General features: G+C 63.8%; 16 protein-coding genes, 1 tRNA gene and 1 pseudogene. 7 read left to right on the forward strand and 11 right to left on the reverse strand.

Features of this window, described 5'->3' with window-relative positions:
• Positions 1-50: 50 nt before the first annotated feature.
• The 7 genes and pseudogenes from G489_RS22770 to G489_RS0111595 all read left to right on the forward strand — a co-directional run.
• A pseudogene (locus G489_RS22770) lies at positions 51-533 on the forward strand (UPF0262 family protein); the annotation flags it as partial.
• Positions 534-590: 57 nt separating this feature from the next.
• Positions 591-1,010, forward strand: a complete 420-nt coding sequence (locus G489_RS22775; protein WP_281173315.1) for an arsenate reductase ArsC — start codon at positions 591-593, stop codon at positions 1,008-1,010.
• A gap of 91 nt (positions 1,011-1,101) precedes the next feature.
• A complete protein-coding gene (gene infA / locus G489_RS0111575) occupies positions 1,102-1,320 on the forward strand; it encodes a translation initiation factor IF-1 (RefSeq protein WP_029041661.1) in 219 nt (72 codons plus the stop codon).
• Positions 1,321-1,365: 45 nt separating this feature from the next.
• Positions 1,366-2,004, forward strand: coding sequence for a Maf family nucleotide pyrophosphatase (locus tag G489_RS0111580; RefSeq protein ID WP_029041662.1), 639 nt, complete (start codon positions 1,366-1,368; stop codon positions 2,002-2,004).
• The gene (gene yacG, locus G489_RS0111585) at positions 2,004-2,210 is read left to right on the forward strand and encodes a DNA gyrase inhibitor YacG (RefSeq protein WP_029041663.1); all 207 of its coding nucleotides are present in this window, start codon (positions 2,004-2,006) and stop codon (positions 2,208-2,210) included. The genes G489_RS0111580 and yacG overlap by 1 nt, the downstream gene beginning before the upstream one ends.
• A gap of 90 nt (positions 2,211-2,300) precedes the next feature.
• Entirely contained in the window at positions 2,301-3,719 is a 1,419-nt protein-coding gene (locus G489_RS0111590; RefSeq protein ID WP_029041664.1) for a hypothetical protein, read from the forward strand.
• A 137-nt stretch (positions 3,720-3,856) separates the two neighbouring features.
• Positions 3,857-3,932, forward strand: a tRNA-Phe gene (locus G489_RS0111595).
• 39 nt (positions 3,933-3,971) lie between these two features.
• Here G489_RS0111595 and G489_RS0111600 read toward each other — a convergent pair.
• The 11 genes from G489_RS0111600 to araD all read right to left on the reverse strand — a co-directional run bounded on the left by G489_RS0111600 (position 3,972) and on the right by araD (position 16,480).
• Positions 3,972-5,633: an alkaline phosphatase family protein gene (locus tag G489_RS0111600; protein ID WP_029041665.1), complete on the reverse strand. Its 1,662-nt coding sequence runs from the start codon at positions 5,631-5,633 to the stop codon at positions 3,972-3,974.
• Entirely contained in the window at positions 5,630-7,141 is a 1,512-nt protein-coding gene (locus tag G489_RS0111605; protein ID WP_029041666.1) for a tripartite tricarboxylate transporter permease, read from the reverse strand. The genes G489_RS0111600 and G489_RS0111605 overlap by 4 nt, the downstream gene beginning before the upstream one ends.
• Before the next feature lie 9 nt (positions 7,142-7,150).
• Positions 7,151-7,585: a tripartite tricarboxylate transporter TctB family protein gene (locus G489_RS0111610; RefSeq protein WP_029041667.1), complete on the reverse strand. Its 435-nt coding sequence runs from the start codon at positions 7,583-7,585 to the stop codon at positions 7,151-7,153.
• 54 nt (positions 7,586-7,639) lie between these two features.
• Positions 7,640-8,584 carry a tripartite tricarboxylate transporter substrate binding protein gene (locus tag G489_RS0111615; RefSeq protein WP_029041668.1) on the reverse strand — a complete coding sequence of 315 codons (945 nt, stop codon included), beginning with the start codon at positions 8,582-8,584 and terminating at the stop codon, positions 7,640-7,642.
• A 51-nt stretch (positions 8,585-8,635) separates the two neighbouring features.
• On the reverse strand, positions 8,636-9,235 hold the full coding sequence (locus G489_RS0111620) for a MarR family winged helix-turn-helix transcriptional regulator (protein ID WP_029041669.1): 600 nt from the start codon (positions 9,233-9,235) through the stop codon (positions 8,636-8,638).
• A gap of 141 nt (positions 9,236-9,376) precedes the next feature.
• A complete protein-coding gene (locus G489_RS0111625) occupies positions 9,377-10,885 on the reverse strand; it encodes an aldehyde dehydrogenase (NADP(+)) (RefSeq protein WP_029041670.1) in 1,509 nt (502 codons plus the stop codon).
• Between the two features lie 24 nt (positions 10,886-10,909).
• Positions 10,910-11,800, reverse strand: coding sequence for an SMP-30/gluconolactonase/LRE family protein (locus G489_RS0111630; RefSeq protein ID WP_035872673.1), 891 nt, complete (start codon positions 11,798-11,800; stop codon positions 10,910-10,912).
• Positions 11,801-11,829: 29 nt separating this feature from the next.
• The gene (locus tag G489_RS0111635; protein WP_029041672.1) at positions 11,830-12,747 is read right to left on the reverse strand and encodes a dihydrodipicolinate synthase family protein; all 918 of its coding nucleotides are present in this window, start codon (positions 12,745-12,747) and stop codon (positions 11,830-11,832) included.
• An 11-nt stretch (positions 12,748-12,758) separates the two neighbouring features.
• Positions 12,759-13,757: an aldose epimerase family protein gene (locus tag G489_RS0111640; RefSeq protein ID WP_029041673.1), complete on the reverse strand. Its 999-nt coding sequence runs from the start codon at positions 13,755-13,757 to the stop codon at positions 12,759-12,761.
• Positions 13,758-13,766: 9 nt separating this feature from the next.
• Positions 13,767-14,741 carry a Gfo/Idh/MocA family protein gene (locus tag G489_RS0111645; RefSeq protein ID WP_407059831.1) on the reverse strand — a complete coding sequence of 325 codons (975 nt, stop codon included), beginning with the start codon at positions 14,739-14,741 and terminating at the stop codon, positions 13,767-13,769.
• A complete protein-coding gene (gene araD / locus G489_RS0111650; RefSeq protein WP_029041675.1) occupies positions 14,738-16,480 on the reverse strand; it encodes an L-arabinonate dehydratase in 1,743 nt (580 codons plus the stop codon). The genes G489_RS0111645 and araD overlap by 4 nt, the downstream gene beginning before the upstream one ends.
• Positions 16,481-16,487: the final 7 nt, after the last annotated feature.

Here is a 16,487-nt window from a genome sequence, read left to right on the forward strand (position 1 = left end):
CCCCGTAACGAGCGGGCCGGCAAACCGTGCTGGTGGATCCCGGAGGGCCGATGACGGAGTTCGACCCGAAAACCGACAAGGTGGTGGCGGTCACCCTCGACCCCAACACCATCACGACCATTGACCCCGACGAGGTGCATGAGCGCCGCGTCGCGATCTATGACCTTCTCGAGGAAAATGCGCTGGTCCCCTATAAGGGCGGGGAACGCGGCAAGGGTCCCTTCGCACTTCACCTGTCGATTCTGGGTAATCACCTGGTTCTCGAAATTCGCGATCCCAGGAACTACGCCCCGCTGGTGGCACATCTCCTTTCGCTGGGGCCGTTCCGCGCGCTGATCCGCGATTATTTCCGCGTTCGGGAAAGCTACTATGAGGCCATCCGCTCGGCCTCACCCTACCAGATCGAAGCCGTTGATATGGGCCGGCGCGGCCTGCACAACCAGGCCGCCGAACTGCTGCGCGACCGGCTCAAGGGTAAGCTGGAGATGGACGCGAATACCGCGAGGCGGCTGTTCACCCTCATCTGCGCTATCCAGCCCAACGCGGTGAGAACCGCCGAAGGGGAGGGCGATGTCCTCACTGTCCTGTTCGTGTGTTCGATGAACTCGGTGCGCTCTCCAATCGCCGCCGCGCTGGCGCGCAAGATGTTTCCCGGCCGTATCATCGCCCGCTCTGCCGGGGTGCGCGCCGGCAAGGTGGATGCGTTCGCCCAGGAGGTGATGGAGGAGATCGGCATCGATATGTCGGTGCATTCGCCTCACTCCCTTTCCGAGCTCATCGCGTCGAGATTCGATCTTGTCGTCACCCTCTCGGATGATGCGCCCGAAGCGCTCGAAAAATGCAACTTTGCCATTGGTGCTCAGGAGCATTGGGAGATCGACGACCCGACCGAAACCGAAGGCAATCGCGACCAGCGGCGCGCCGCTTATGTGCGGGTTCGCGACGAGCTGGAAGGTCGGGTGCGGAATTCGCTTGAAGCCCTCATCGCCAAAGGTTCACAAGTCAATTGAATTTGTATAGGTTGCGCGCCGTTCCGGCCTCTGCCGTCACGCCGGCGCAGCAATGGCGCGCGGGCGGCGCAGGCCCAATTCAGGAGAAAGAATGGCAAAGGAAGAAGTGCTCGAATTTCCGGGCGTGGTCATGGAATTGCTGCCGAATGCGACCTTCCGCGTGAAACTGGAAAACGACCACGAAATCATCGCACACACCGCCGGGCGCATGCGCAAGAACCGCATTCGCGTGCTGGCTGGTGACAAGGTTCTGGTCGAAATGACCCCTTATGATCTGACCAAAGGCCGGATCACTTACCGTTTTCGCTGATCGGCCGTACCGGGCCGCGCCCTTTCCCGGAGTTATCCTTCGATCATGGCACGCCGTCCCGAACTGATCCTCGCCTCCGCATCGCCGCGCCGGCTGGCCCTTTTGAACCAGATCGGTATCGAGCCGGAACACATGGTGCCGGCCCAGATCGACGAGACCCCGGAGAAAGGCGAGCTGCCGCGCAAGCTGGCGGTGCGTCTCGCCCAGACCAAGGCGCTGACCGCCGCCCACAAGGCGCGGCAGATGGGCATTGAGGAAAACGCGCTGGTGCTCGCCGCCGACACGGTGGTGGCTGTCGGCCGCCGTATTCAGCCCAAGGCCGAGACCATGGAAGAGGCGGCGGACTGTCTGCGTCTTCTGTCGGGGCGCAATCACCGCGTCTTCACGGGGGTTTGCCTGCTTTCGGTCAATGGCCACGCCAAAAAACGCCTGGTGGAAAGCCGCGTCCGGTTCAAGCGCCTGTCGACCCAGGATATCGAGGCCTATCTCGCCAGCGCCGAATGGCGCGGCAAGGCGGGCGGCTATGGCATTCAGGGTATTGCCGGGGCGTTTGTGGTCAAACTGCAGGGGTCCTATTCTTCTGTTGTCGGCCTGCCGCTTTATGAGACCGCCAATCTCTTGCAGGCGGAGCATTATCCGCTGCATTTCAATTGGCTTAACCAGGCCAATGCCGGGAGTGCCTGATGAATGACGACAAGGTCACACCCCTAAGGCCGACCAAACCCTGCCCGATTTGCTCCAAGCCCTCGGTGAGGGCGTTCCATCCCTTCTGCTCCAAGCGCTGCGCGGATATCGATCTCAACCGCTGGCTGACCGGCGCCTATGCCATTCCCGCCAGCAGCGACGAGGATGACGAGGAAACCCCCGATTTCTCCGGTGGAGAGAACTGATATAGGTTTTTCCTAAAGCTCAATCGATTGGCTAAGCGCCGGGGTAAGCCCTGGCTGTCAGCCTGCCCGAATGAGCATGGGAGAACTGCCATGAAGTCGCCCGCCCCGCGCCGCCTTGTGCTGGCCGACCGCTTGCCTGACAAATCACTGGGGCGGCTGCTCTATCGCCCCTATACCCCGCACAAGGCCGCCCGCGGCGGCACCCAGCCCGCGCTTCTTGGCCGAATGCCGGATGGCGGGTTCACTACCCTCGGTATCGGCGGAACCAGTTTTGATGGGCAACCCATCACTCGCCGACTCGCCAAATCCCTGGTGAAGGGCGAACTGCTCGGCTGGGGTCCGCTCGCCTCCGGTGAAACCCGGGGCCGGGTTCCCGTCTATCTCGACGGCTATATCTGGATTGCCGAACAGAAGGGCGAGACCGTCAGGCTTCTGTTCATTTCCGAGGCGCGCACGGAAAGACAGCGCGGCAACCGCAAGGGCTATACCGTGTTCCTGCGCCTCAACACCGTCAGCGCCACGAGCTGGACCGAGGCCAGGGGGCTAAGGACCGAAGTTGTCACCCGCATCAATGGCGATATGGCCATGCTGATGACCGGCCGGCCTGCGGCCGTCCCCGCCGGGCGGCATGCACGGGCCGACGGACCCGGCATTGGTGTCGAGCTTGCACCTGCCGGTTTCACTCATCTCGGCCGCATCGAGCAATGGGTGCGCTACAAGCCGCGTCACGGCGATACCCCCACCCTGTTCAGAGGCGGCATAAGGTCCTACGACCGGGCCGGGGAACTGATCGAAAGCGAGGTCTATCCCCTTGAACTGCCGGTCGTCCCCTATGCCAGCACTGCCGCGCAGCAATTCGGTCGGTCCGTGGAGAGCTATATCGCGGGCAATTTCGTCGCCTCGAGCCAGCCGCCGAAATTCCTCCTGACATTTCTCGGCATTGTTCTGGGAGTTGGTGCCGCTTTCCCCAAGGATCCGTTCGCAACCGGCCTGCTGGCTGTTCTGAGCGGCGTGTCTTTCCTGATGGCATTGCTGATCGATGTGGCCCAGTGGCTGATGACCACTTACATCGCACCCGGAATTGGCTATCTGGCTCAGGAGGCTTATGACTGGTACTACCCGCCCAACGCTCCGAGCCCGCCGGGCCAGGGACCCGGCGCCCCGGCGGGATCGCTCAACAATATTCTCGACACGGTATCGGAAGCCGAGGGCGCCGGATTCGGTCAGAGCGAGTTGTGGGAGTTCATGGAAGACGCGATGAGCGATGACGGCCTGCCCTCGCTGGAATGGCCGATGAGCGGCGAGCCGAAACAGCCTCCGCCCCATCCATATCCCTGGCCCTGGCCGTCGCCGGGACCTGACGATGGGGGAGACGGGGATGGAGACGACGGCGGTGGAGATGAGCAGGAGCCGCCCCCCGATGATGACGGTGACGGTCCGATCACGGTCAGCGCGGGCCGTCGCCCGGCCATTGTGATGCTCGGCCCGGACCCGGCGCTACGGCGCTGATCCGGGGCCTGAACCCGCGCCCGGGAAAAGCTTGTGAGGAATGGGAGAAATCCTCGCAGATTTTTGCGCTTACCCGCTGGACAGCCCTCAACCATCGCCCTATAAACCCGCCACCAGATCGCCGCGTCCGCGGCAGCGCCCAGGTAGCTCAGTTGGTAGAGCAGCGGATTGAAAATCCGCGTGTCGGTGGTTCGATTCCGCCCCTGGGCACCACTTCCCTCCGCGCATTGCAGATTGATGTCCCTCGTGACCTCACGGGCGCCGGCCGGTCTTCCCTGTGATCTTGCGCAAAAGGTCCGAGGGGACTTCGCTGCCGTCATAGAGTCCCAAAAACACACCCTTGCCGAAGGCCTTGCCGCGCATGGCCTTGATCTCAGCTTCGGACAGCGCGGTGCGCTGGGACATCCGGCGCGCCCATCGGCCCAGCCGCTCATACATCAGCTCGATGATCTGCTCGTGTCCCGGTTGACCGCCGAGATCGTGCAGTTCGTCCGGATCGTTGGCGAGGTCGAACAGCATGGGCCTGAAGCCGCCTTCGGCGTGCACCAATTTCCAGTTCCGGTCCGCGACCATGAACAACCGGCACTGCCGCGGTTCGAGGCCTAATGTCTGGGCGGCACCGGTGGTTGAATAATCGTATTCGGAGATGACGAAGTCGCGCCCGGTGTCTCTGGCTTCGCCACGAAGCAGGGGCAGGAGCGAATGGCCTTCAAGAATGTGATCGGGCACATCCCCGCCCAGCCATTCGAGGAAGGTGGGTGCCAGGTCGATCGCCTCGATGAGCGCATCCGACACAGTGCCGCGCGTCGCGTCGGCAGCCGAGTCCGGATCATGGACGATCAGCGGAATCTTGACCGAGCAATCGTGGAACAAATCCTTTTCGCCCATCCAGTGATCGCCGAGATAATCGCCGTGATCGGACGTGACCACGATAAGGGTATTCTCCATCTGCCCGGTCGCTTCGAGATGGGCGAACAGGCGTCCGAGCTGGTCGTCGGCCTGCTTGATGAGCCCCATATAGGCCGGGATCACCTTTTCGCGGACCTCGTCGCGCGAGAAGGTTTTCGAAACCAGGCTGTCCATATAGGCGCCATAGACCGGATGAGGGTCGTCGCGTTCCTTCGGGTCCCGATTGACGGGCAGAATGTCGTCAGGTCCGTAAAGGGCGTGGTAGGGCGCCGGCACGATATAGGGCCAGTGGGGCTTGATGTAGGAGAGATGGCACAGCCAGGGGCGGGCGGCATCCTTGTGCGCATCGAGAAATTCGATGCAGCGCGTGGTCAGCCAGACTGTTTCCGAATCTTCGTCTTCGATATTGGCTGGCTGGTCGGCATTGGCCATCAGCCAGCCCGACGCGATCTCCCCGTCGTCGGTCGCTGCCGCATTGGCATAGACGTGCCAGGGATTGTCGGCCTCGTAGCCGCGCTGCTTGAGGTATTCATTATAGGGCGAGCGGCGGGTGTCGTAGATTCCCTCATTGCCTTCCGCCCATAATCCGTCATCGCGCAGCACGACATCGAAGCCGCACTCGGCCTGGCGCGCGCCGATGACGCTGTCAGGGGCAATGCCGAGCCGTTCGAGCCCTTTGGCGTCGGCCTGCATATGCGTCTTGCCGATCAGGTAGCAATCGGCGCCGATGGCGCGCAGATGATCGCCCAGCGTGTGTTCGCCGACCTTGAGCGGGAAATTGTTGCGCTGGGCGCCGTGGCTATGGACGTAGCGGCCGGTGTAAAAACTCATGCGCGACGACCCGCAAATCGGGGATTGCACATAGGCACGGTCAAAACGGACGCCCTTCTGGGCCAGCCGGTCGATATTGGGGGTGTGCAGCGCCGGGTGGCCGGCGCAGCTCAAGTAATCAAACCGCAGCTGGTCGAACATGATGAACAGGATGTTCTTGCGCGCGGCGGTCACGAGGCATCTCCAGCAGCTGCGCGGCGGCGGGACAGGCCAAACCGCCACAGGGAAATCAGGGATACAAGAATCAACAGGATCGCCACCGGGTGATCGATGAGGGCCGAGGGTTCGCCATTGGTGATCACCAGGGCCTGCGACAGGGAGCGCTCGAACCGGTCGCCGAGGAAGAAGGCGATGATGAAGATCACCACCGAATAGCCGAAACTCGTCATCGCATAGCCTAATGCGGCAAAGATCAGCATGATCGCCACGCCGAACAGCCCGCCGGTCGAAAGCGCCACCCCTGCGATGCACAACAGGATGGCCGAGGAAAAGACCACGGCTTCGGGGGCCCGAACCACCCGGGTCCACAGCCGCAGGCCGAGCTGGCCGACGATGAGGTTCATCACATTGGCCATGATCATCGCGCCGAACAGCCCATAGACCAGCCGGCCCTGTTGCTCGAACAGCAAGGGCCCGGGCTGAATGCCGTGAATGACCAGGGCGCTGATGATCAGCGCGGCGCCGATGCTGCCGGGAATGCCAAGGGTCAGAAGCGGAATGAGATTGGCACCCATCACCGCCGAGTTGGCGCTTTCGGCGGCGGCAATGCCCTTGAGATTGCCTTTGCCGAAGCTGTCGGGGTCCTTGTCGGCGCGTTTGGCCGCCGCATAGGACATGAAGGCCGCCGCGGTCGAGCCGATGCCTGGCAGTGCGCCCAGCGCCGTGCCGATGGCTGCGCCACGCGCCATGACGTAGCGGCAGGCCCAGTATTCGGCAAAGCTGACCCGCCGGTCAGCCCGATCCTGATCCCTCGGGATCTCGATGGCCGGGCGTGCAATGCCGCGGCTGGCAATAATCCGCCGGATGATCTCGGAAAAGGCCAGCATCCCGATGGCCACCGCGGCGAGGGGCAACCCGTCATAGAGTTCGAACCAGCCGAAATAAAAGCGTGGCGTGGCGTGTTCCGGGTCGAGCCCGACGGTTGCGCAAAGCAGGCCAAGCGCTGCAGCGATAACCCCCTTGGTCACCGAATTGCCGATGAGACCGGCAATCACGGTGAAGGCAAAAATCATCAGGGCCAGCACTTCGACCGGTCCCATGCGCAAGGCCAGCACAGCCAGCGGCGCGGAGACGGTGATCAGGACGATATCGCTGACCGTGTCACCGGTCACCGAGGCAAACAGGGCCATCTTGGTGGCTTTTTCGGGCTTGCCCTGCTTGGCGAGCGGATGCCCGTCCAGTGCGGTGGCAGCGGCATCGGGCGTGCCGGGCGTGTTGATCAGCACGGCTGGTACTGCACCGCCGACCAGCCCGCCCTTGTTGATACCCATCAGGAACGCGATGGCGGCGAGCGGCGACAGCGCAAAGGTGAAGGGGATGGCGATCGCCATAGCCATGACCGGTCCGATACCGGGAATGGCGCCCACCAACTGCCCCAACGCCACGCCGGCGAAAACGAACAGCAGATTGGTCAGGGTGAACGCATCGGCAAAGCCGGCAAGAATAACGGACAAATCAACCATGACGAAGCCTCACGGCAGGGGGCGGCCCAGAAGGACCTCAGCCGCGAGCCAGATGACAAACGGAACGCCGAGCGCTCCTACCGCCAGCCAGAGCCATGATCGCATGCCCATCCAGAGCATGACAGCAAGCGCCAGAACCGGCGCCACGATGACAAAGCCGGTCCAGTCGATGGCAAGGCAGCCAAGGGCAACCAGAGCGAATAACAGGGCAGCGCGTACGAAGGCCGGGCCGTCGGGCGCGATCCCTTCCTCGGGGCGCAGCGCGATCCCCAACCCGCCGATCAGGATCACCCAGGCCATGGCGGTGGGGACGGTTTGCGGCTTCACCCAGCCATAACTCACCTGTTCGGTGGCGGTTGGAATGATCCAGAAAAGCAGCGCGGCACCGAAAGCGGCGCAGGCCAGCCCGGATAGCCGGTTGGCAGAACGATCAAGTAAAATCATGGTCCACCCTGAATGGGAGGCCCGCAGCGTCTGGACGCTGCGGGCAGGCTCTGCCTAGTTGGCGCCGAACAGCGTGCCGACATTCACAAGGCCTTCGTCGAGCATGGTCGCAGTCCCTTCGGGCCCCAGATTGTTCACCGAGGTGATAAGCGCGTTCTCGACAATCTCGCGGACCGGGTCGGAGGCGATGGCATTGGCCAACGCTTCGGACAGGGCGGCGCGGGCATCCTCTGGCAGGCCGGCAGGCGCGGCGAAGTAGAAATAAGGGTCAACATAGAGGTTGTAACCCTGTTCGCGCAGAGTGGGGACATCCGGCGCGTAGGAATGGCGGTCGGCATTCGCACTCGCCAAAAGCTTCAGATCACCGGATTCGAGATAGGGCAGATGCGCCCCGGCCGAGAACGATGCCAGCACCTGGTCACCCAACACGAATTGAACCATTTCCGCCGAGCTTTCGGTGGAGACAGGCCTCAGACCCGCATCGTCCTGCGCGTTGATGGCCAGCACCAACAGCTCCTGCGGTTTGGCATCAAAGGCAATGGCCGCGCCGTCATTGGCCTTGGCGTAGTCGACCAGGCCCGGAATGTCGTCGAAAGGCTGGTCGGCCTTGGCGACGATGGCGAGCTGGGCGCGGGTAACCGTTCCGAGATAGTCGAAGCTGTCGAGATCGAAGGGCAGCTCGTCGCCGCGCAAGACCAGATTGATCAGAACCGGCATCGACACGCCGAGACCGATGACCGACCCGTCCGCCGGGGCGTTGACCAGACCCGTAAACATGGCGATGCCGCCGCCGCCCGGCTTGTTTTGCGGGACCACGGTCCAGCCGGTCTGCTCTTCCATCTGGTTGGCGATGACACGGCCGAGCGTGTCTGTTTCACCGCCGGCCCCGAAGCCGATCTGCAATTCGATCGAGCCGGGCGGGCTCCAGTCCTGTGCGGTGGCCGAAACGGTGAGCAAGGCGGTGGCGGCCAATGCGCCGGCGAGATGTTTGATGGTCATGGTTTCCTCCCTTTTGGGCTTTGCCGGCGTCCTCCTGTCCGGCAGCCCGGTTTATCCGGCCCGCTCCTTATCGTTTTCGAGCGGTTGACCGGCTTGACTGGCCGCAGCGGTGATGCGGCCGAGCATATCGAGAAACTGGCGTTGTTCGTCCGGGGTGAGCGCCGCGTCGATCCGCGCGCCATAAGCGCTGACAACGGGCCGCAGCGCTTCGAACCAGGCACGGCCCTGCCCGGTCATGGCAAAAAGCCGGACGCGGCGATCTTTGTCGCTCTGGCGTGCCGTCAACAGGCCCCGGTCTTCCATGCGTGCAAGGGCGCGGCTGACCTGCCCCTGTTCCATGCCCGAAAAGTCCACCAGCGCCTTTTGAGTCTGTTCTTCGTCACGCGCCAGGCACAGGCAGATGCGCCAATCCACGAGGCTGAGGGTGCCGGCCCCGGCAAGCACTTCAGCCAGCCGACCGCGCAACAGCCGCGCGGCGCGCTGGGTTGCGACCGAGACCAGGCTGGCACCAGGCGGCACCGTGTGAAGCCGCAGCAGCGCCAGACCTTCCTGGCCGGCAGCGGTGGGTTCAGTGCGTACATGCGAGCGGGATGCCGCGCTGGCATGGCGCGTTGGTGTGTGTCCGGCAGTCAGTTGATCTCTGGCGCCCATTCCACCCTCATTCCATGACCAAACATAGAATGACTAGTCATATAACTCAAGAGGAGGAAAGGGGCGCTCTGCGCATGGGCGAAGCGGGACCGTCGAACAGGGTCGGCGCGTGAAAGCGGAACGCGGGCAAGTGGCTGCCGCTCAGCCTTGCAGATCCTCGGGCAACAGGCTCTCCGGCATGTTCTGATAGCTGACGGGCCGCAGAAACCGCCGGATCGCCATGGTGCCAACCGAGGTGGCGCCAAAATTGGTCGAGGCCGGGTAGGGTCCGCCATGGACCATGGCGTCACACACCTCGACACCGGTCGGATAGCCATTGACCAGCAAACGCCCGGCCTTGCGTTCGACGATCGGCATCAGCCTTCGCGCCATGGCGGTGTCGCCTTCATCAAGATGCAGCGTACAGGTCAGCTGACCTTCGAGCGAACGCGCGACCGCCAGCATCTCATCTACGCCGGAGACCCGAACGATCAGGCCCAGCGGCCCGAACACCTCGTCACCAAGTGCCTTGTTGCCCAACCAGTCAGCCCCGCTGGTCTCGAACAGATAGGGCGTGGCCTGGCGCAGATCGCAGGTGCTGGTTAGCAATTGACGGACGCCTTGCGAACCGGCGACACGGTCGCGCCCGTTGCGGTAAGCTTTAGCGATCCCGTCGGTCAGCATGGTCTGGGGCCCGGTCGTCGAAAGCGCGTCCGTTGCGGCTCTGGAAAAACCATCGGCTTCCGGTCCGTCGACGAGAATGGCGATGCCGGGATTGGTGCAGAACTGCCCGGCTCCCATGGTGAGGGACGCGGCCCAGCCCTTCGCAATGGTGTCGCCCCGCGCAGCCACGGCTTCGGGCAGCAGGAACATCGGATTGACCGACCCCAGCTCCCCGAAAAACGGTATCGGCTGGTCCCGGCCCGAGCAGAGATCGAACAGGGCACGTCCGGCGCGGAACGAGCCGGTGAACCCGACAGCCCGGATCAGTTCATGGGTCACGAGGGCCTCGCCGACCTCGATGCCGTCCGACTGGATGAGCGAGAACACGCCCGGGTGCTGGCTGGTCGCCCTGATCGCGGCGTCTATCGCCTGGGCGACGATTTCGCCAGTGCCGGGATGAGCGGGGTGGCCTTTGACAACGACTGGGCAACCCGCGGCAAGCGCGCTGGCGGTGTCACCGCCGGCTGTCGAGAAGGCGAGCGGAAAATTCGAGGCGCCGAAAACCGCAACCGGCCCGATCGGGCGCTGCATCAGACGAATGTCCGGCCGGGGCAAGGGGCTGCGGTCGGGCAGGGCCTTGTCATGCCGCTGGTCCAGATAGGCGCCGTAAAGGATATGGCTGGCAAACAGGCGCAGTTGGCCGGTGGTGCGGCCGCGTTCGCCGTCAAGCCGCGCCTCGGGCAGGCCGGTTTCAGCGGCGCCGATACGGGTAATGGCAGCGCCGCGCTGCTCGATCTCGTCTGCAATCGCGTTGAGGAACGCAGCCCTGTCCGCACGGCTCGAATAGCCGTAGGACCAGAAGGCCTCCTCGGCGGCACGCACCGCAGCGTCCACATCCGCGGGCGTGCCGGCGGAGAAAGTCTGAGTTTCTCCGCGGGCCGGGGCGTTCGAGAACTGTTTGCCGCCTGCAACCCAGTCCCCGGCGATCAGGTGTTTTCCTGTCAGCATGAAGTCTCTCTCCTGTTCGCGGTGTCAGTATCCGGCGGGCAGCCGGAATTCGGGCTCGGCCTTGCCTTCGAAGGCGCCATCGATCAGGTAGCAAAATCCTGCACCCGGATCGGCGGCCCGCGCGGCCTCGTCCTGCCCTTCCCAGGCAGTGGTAACGGCCAGCCGGTCAAGCCGAGGCCCGACAAAGGCCGGGCAGCTGGTCTGCGCGGCAGGCACTTCATAGGTGGCGATCAATTGGCCGCCTGGCGAAAATCCCGAAACGGATCCGCCGCCCCAGGCCGCGTTCCACAGGTTTCCCTCCGCGTCGGTGACCGAACCGTCGAAGCGCCCGCCCAGCGGCAGATCATCCCCGGTCAGAAAGATGTCGCGTTCTTCAAGCGGAAGGCCGGTCTGCGGATCGAGCCGCACCCGCCACAGGATATTGAGCGCCGTGTCGGCGAAATAGCCCCATCGCCCATCGGGGGAAAAGCAGATCGAATTCGGAATGGTGATCCGGTCGAACAGGGCGCGCGCCCTGCCACCGGCGCAGTGATAGATCGCACCCGCCTGATGCTGCGCCGACTTCCCCATCGTGCCCACCCACATCGCACCCGAAGGATGGACCCGTGCATCATTCGAGCGCGTATCGGGGCGGGCGGCCTCAATCGGGGTCAGGCGTGTGAGGGTTCCGGTGGCGATGCGGCGCAGATAGAGCCCGTCCTCCATGACCAGCACGTGCCGGTCGCCATCGACCAACGCCAGCGCCGAGGCCATGCGAGGAAGGGTGTGGTGCCGCGTCGTCGCGGTCGCAAAGCGGTGCTCGAACAGGGTGTGGCCCAGAATGTCGAACCACCATAGCGTGTCGCTGTCCGGGTCATAGACCGGACCTTCGCCGAGCTCGCAGCATTCCGCGCTCAGTCTCTGGGGCGTTGCCATGGCTATCGACACCGGGGTCACCATTTTGCCTATTGGCCCCAGCGCAGGGCGAGAATGTCGAGCTCGCGCGCAAGCTGCAGGAGCCGGGTCCGAGTACGGTCCGTGATGGGCTTGAGCGGGTGGCGCACGGTGTCGCTGCCGATCACGCCGCCCTCCATCATCACGGTCTTGGCCGCCCGCAATCCGCATTGGCGGTTTTCGTGGTTGATCAGCGGCAGGCATCGCCGCCAGTGCTCGAGGGCGGCATCGGTGTTCCCGGCGCGGTATTCGGTGACAATCGGCCGGATCTGGTCGGGAAACAGGGCCGAGGTCATGGTGCCGGTCGCCCCGGCATCCAGATCGGCCAACAGCGTGACGGCTTCCTCGCCATCGAACGGGCCGACAATGTCGGGGCCGCCTGCTTCGATCAGCGCCGCTATCTTGTCGGCGGCAAAGGGGACCTCGATCTTGAAATAGGAGACCTGTTCGAGTTCACGCGCCATGCGCACCAGCAGATCGATTGGCAAGGAAATCCCGGAAAGGGGGGCGTCCTGTACCATGATCGGAATCGAGATCGTTTCGCTGACGGCCGCAAAATGCTCGAAAATGCCCTCGTGTGCCGGCACCAGACCCACGCCGTGATAGGGCGCCATCATCATCACCATGGCGGCCCCCATCGCCTCGGCAGCCCGGGCTCTGGCAGTCACCACGCCGGTCGAGAAATGGCTGATCGTCACAATCACCGGCACCCGCCCCGCCGCGTGTTCGAGGCTCAGCCGCATGAGTGTGGCGCGCTCCTCGTCCGACAGCAGGAATTGCTCTGAATAGTTCGCGAGGATGCAGATCGCGTCCACCCCCTGATCGATCATGCAATCGATCACCCGCCGCATGCCGTCTTCATCCACGGTGCCATCGGTATGAAACGGGGTCGGCGCCACGGGCAGGATGCCGGTAAGCGGAAATTTCATGGCTTGTCCTTTCAGTGGATCGCGCGGCGCGCGCCAAACTGGAATTCGCTCACCTGGCGATAAGTCTCGCCGGGGCGCAGGGTGATCGAGGGAAAATCGGTGTGGTGGGGCGCGTCGGGCCAGTGCTGGGGTTCGAGGGCGACCCCGGCATGCGCACCGAAAGGCGTCACCGCTTCCATGGCACCGTCATAGACCTGCAGGCCCGGCGCCGTCGTCAAAACCCCGAGGGAGAGGTTGCCCGCCTCAAGCCGTGCCACCTCGCGCAGATCTGTGGGCGCGTCTGACAGGCAGAAATTATGGTCGAGCGGTTCCTGGCCCGGCGCCAGAAGGGGCCGGGGAGCGCGCAGATCGAACCGCGTGCTCCCGACCGGCTCAGGCCCGCCGCAGGGAATCCGGTGTGCATCGACCGGCAGATACCGATCGGTGTGAACGCAAAGCGTGTGACCGGAAAGATCCGGTGCGCCGTCGAGCGTCCAATAGGCGTGATGGGCAAAATTGCACAGGGTCGGCGCGTCGGTCACGGCCTCGATCTCGAGCCGGAGCGCCTCATCGCCGGTTACGCAATAGGTGGCCGTAATATCAAGCGTGCCGGGAAAGCCGTCCGCACGGTGGGGGAGGCGAAGGCCGAACCGGCACGCAGATGCTGTTGCCTCGATCAGCGCCCAGTTCCGGGCGGCGCTGCCCGTCGTGCCGCCATGCAGGGTGGTGCGATTGTTTTCGTTGCGGTCGAGCGCATACACTTCGCCATCGATCTCGACACTGCCGCCGGCGATCCGGTTGGCGACGCGGCCGACAATCGCGCCGTAATAGCGTAGCGGGCCGAGATAAGCCTTTAAATCCGAACTGCCCAGAACCAACGAATGATCATGGCCTTCAATGCGTAAATCGCACAGGCTCGCACCCCAGCTCATCAGCCTTGCGCTGAGAGCGCCGCGCCCGATCTGCACCAGCGCGATCGCGCTGCCATCGGGCGCAGGTCCGAAGCTGTCGGTCGCGGCGGCAGCCGGCATAGCGCGCTCCTATTCGATGAAGGGCTCGACGCTGACCCGGCGGCCGAGCATGAAGGCGTCGGCGACATGCAGGAGAGGCGAGAGATCCATATCGGTTTCGCCACTCGCCAGCAGCCGGGCGAAATTGGCATAGAGCCGGTGATATTCGCCACCCAGCGGCGCCTTGTCCTCCCCGCCCTCATCTGCCGTTTCGTGCAGTACGGCATCGCTGGCAAGCGTTTCGCCATCGATGGCAAGCCTTGCCCCGCCATCCGAGAGCACGAGATCACCCTCGGTGGTCCGAATGTCCATCGACCAGGTCTGCTCGCCTTCCTGGCGGAAATCGAAATCGGCGGAGACCGCAGCTCCATCGGGATGGGCAAAGGTGAGGTCCGCCGCGATCGGTGTGTCGCAATTCTCGGGCACGAACAGGGTCGCCGCGCGCATATGCACCGGCACCGGCAGGATTTCGGTCAGTATCGACAGGGCATTGATCCCGGGATCGAACACGCCGAGCCCGCCCGACTTCCAGATCCAGGTCTGACCCGGGTGCCAGCGCCGCACATCCTCTTTCCAGGTGATGGTCAGCGAGGTGAGACGCTTGTTGCGCAGCCACGCCCTGGCATTGGCCACTTGTGCGGCCTCACGCGAATGCCAGGTGGCATAGATCGACAGGTCGGCCTGTTTCGCCATCGCCTCGAGTTCGCGGCATTCGCTCACCGACGCACCGGGGGGCTTTTCGAGCATGACATGACGGCCCGACCTCAGCGCCTGGGCCGCGACTTCGAAACGGGGAACCGGCGGAATACAGATGGAGACGGCGGTGACTTCGGGATGGGCGGCAAACAGCGCGTCAAGGGATTGAAAGCCCGGCACCCCCTCGACAGCACCCTCGAGCGAGGCGGTGGCCACCAGTTCGAAATCCGGTGATGCGCTGAGGGCGGGGACATGCTGGTCACGGGCGATCTTGCCGACCCCCACCAGGGCGATTTTCGTGGTCATCAGTGCGAATCCCGGCCTACGGGCGCACCTCGGCACCCTTTGAGAAAGCTCAGATCTGCCCCTGTATCCGCGCCCTCGACATATTGCTGATGCAACCAGGGATAACCCGATTGCGCCAGTTCGACCGCCGGCTTGTAGTCTGCGAGGCGCCTGGCGATCTCTTCCTCGGAAACGTCGAGCCGGATGCTGCGCGCCTCGACATCGATCTCGATCATGTCGCCATTGCGCACTGCCGCCAGCGGACCGCCGACTGCCGCCTCGGGTGAAGTGTGCAGGATCACGGTGCCATAGGCGGTGCCGGACATGCGTGCATCGGAAATCCGCACCATGTCGGTAATGCCCTTTTTGAGGATCTTGGGCGGCAGGCCCATATTGCCCACCTCGGCCATGCCCGGATAGCCGCGCGGGCCGCAATTCTTCAGCACCATCACGCAGTTCTCATCGATGTCGAGACTGTCGTCGGTGATCAGCGCCTTGTACTCGTCGATGCTTTCGAACACGACAGCCCGGCCCCGGTGCTTCATCAGATGTGCCGAGGCCGCGGAGGGTTTGATCACCGCGCCATTGGGCGCAAGATTGCCCTTGAGAACCGCGATGCCGCCATTCTGGGTGAGCGCCTTTTCGACCGGCAGGATGACGTCTTCATTGTGGTTGACCGCATCGCGGACCTCGTCCCAGATCGGGCCGCCGGAGACTGTCAGGGCATCCTTGTTCAGCAATCCCGCTTCGCCAAGATGGCGCAACACCACCGGCAACCCGCCGGCATAAAAGAACTCTTCCATCAGGTATTTGCCTGAGGGCATCAGGTTGACGATGGTCGCCACATCGCGCCCGCAGCGGTCCCAGTCGTCGAGCGTGAGATCGATGCCGACCCGGCCCGCAATGGCGAGCAGATGCACCACGGCATTGGTCGACCCGCCAATCGCCCCGTTTGTACGGATGGCATTCTCGAAGGCGGATTTGGTCAGGATGTCGGAAGGCTTGAGGTCGTCTTTGACCATCTGCACGATCCGCCGGCCTGACATCTGCGCCATGGCCCGGCGACGGCTGTCGACCGCGGGAATGGCCGCATTGCCTGACAGCGCCATGCCAAGCGCCTCGACCATCGAGGCCATGCTGGAGGCGGTGCCCATGGTGTTGCACGAACCCGCCGAGCGCGACATCGAGGCCTCGGCCTCAACGAATTCCTCGGGTTTCATCTCGCCGGCTTTTACCGCCTCGGAGAACTTCCACAAATGGGTTCCCGAGCCGACCCGCTCTCCCCGGAAATAGCCATTGAGCATCGGGCCGCCGGTCACAACGATCGAGGGCATGTCGGTCGATGCGGCGCCCATCAGCAGGCTCGGCGTGGTCTTGTCGCAACCGACCAGCAGCACCGCGCCGTCCATGGGTTGGCCCCGCATGGCTTCTTCCACCGCCATGGCGGCGAGGTTTCGGAACATCATCGCCGTCGGCCGGAACGAGCTCTCCGCCGCCGAGAACACGGGCACCTCGACGGGGAATCCGCCAGCCTCATAGATCCCGTTCTTCACCCGGTCGGCCAGTTCGCGCAGATGCGCATTGCAGGGGGTCAGTTCCGACCATGTGTTGAGGATACCGATCACCGGCCGCCCGTCGAACATGTCGTGCGGGAAACCCTGGTTCTTCATCCAGCCACGGTGATAGATCTGATCACGACCGGTACCGCCGAACCACTCCTGGGATCGCAATTTGCGGGGCCATTTGGCCGGCTGGAAACTCATGACACTT

The organism is Cucumibacter marinus DSM 18995 (assembly GCF_000429865.1).
GTDB classification, from domain to species: domain Bacteria; phylum Pseudomonadota; class Alphaproteobacteria; order Rhizobiales; family Devosiaceae; genus Cucumibacter; species Cucumibacter marinus.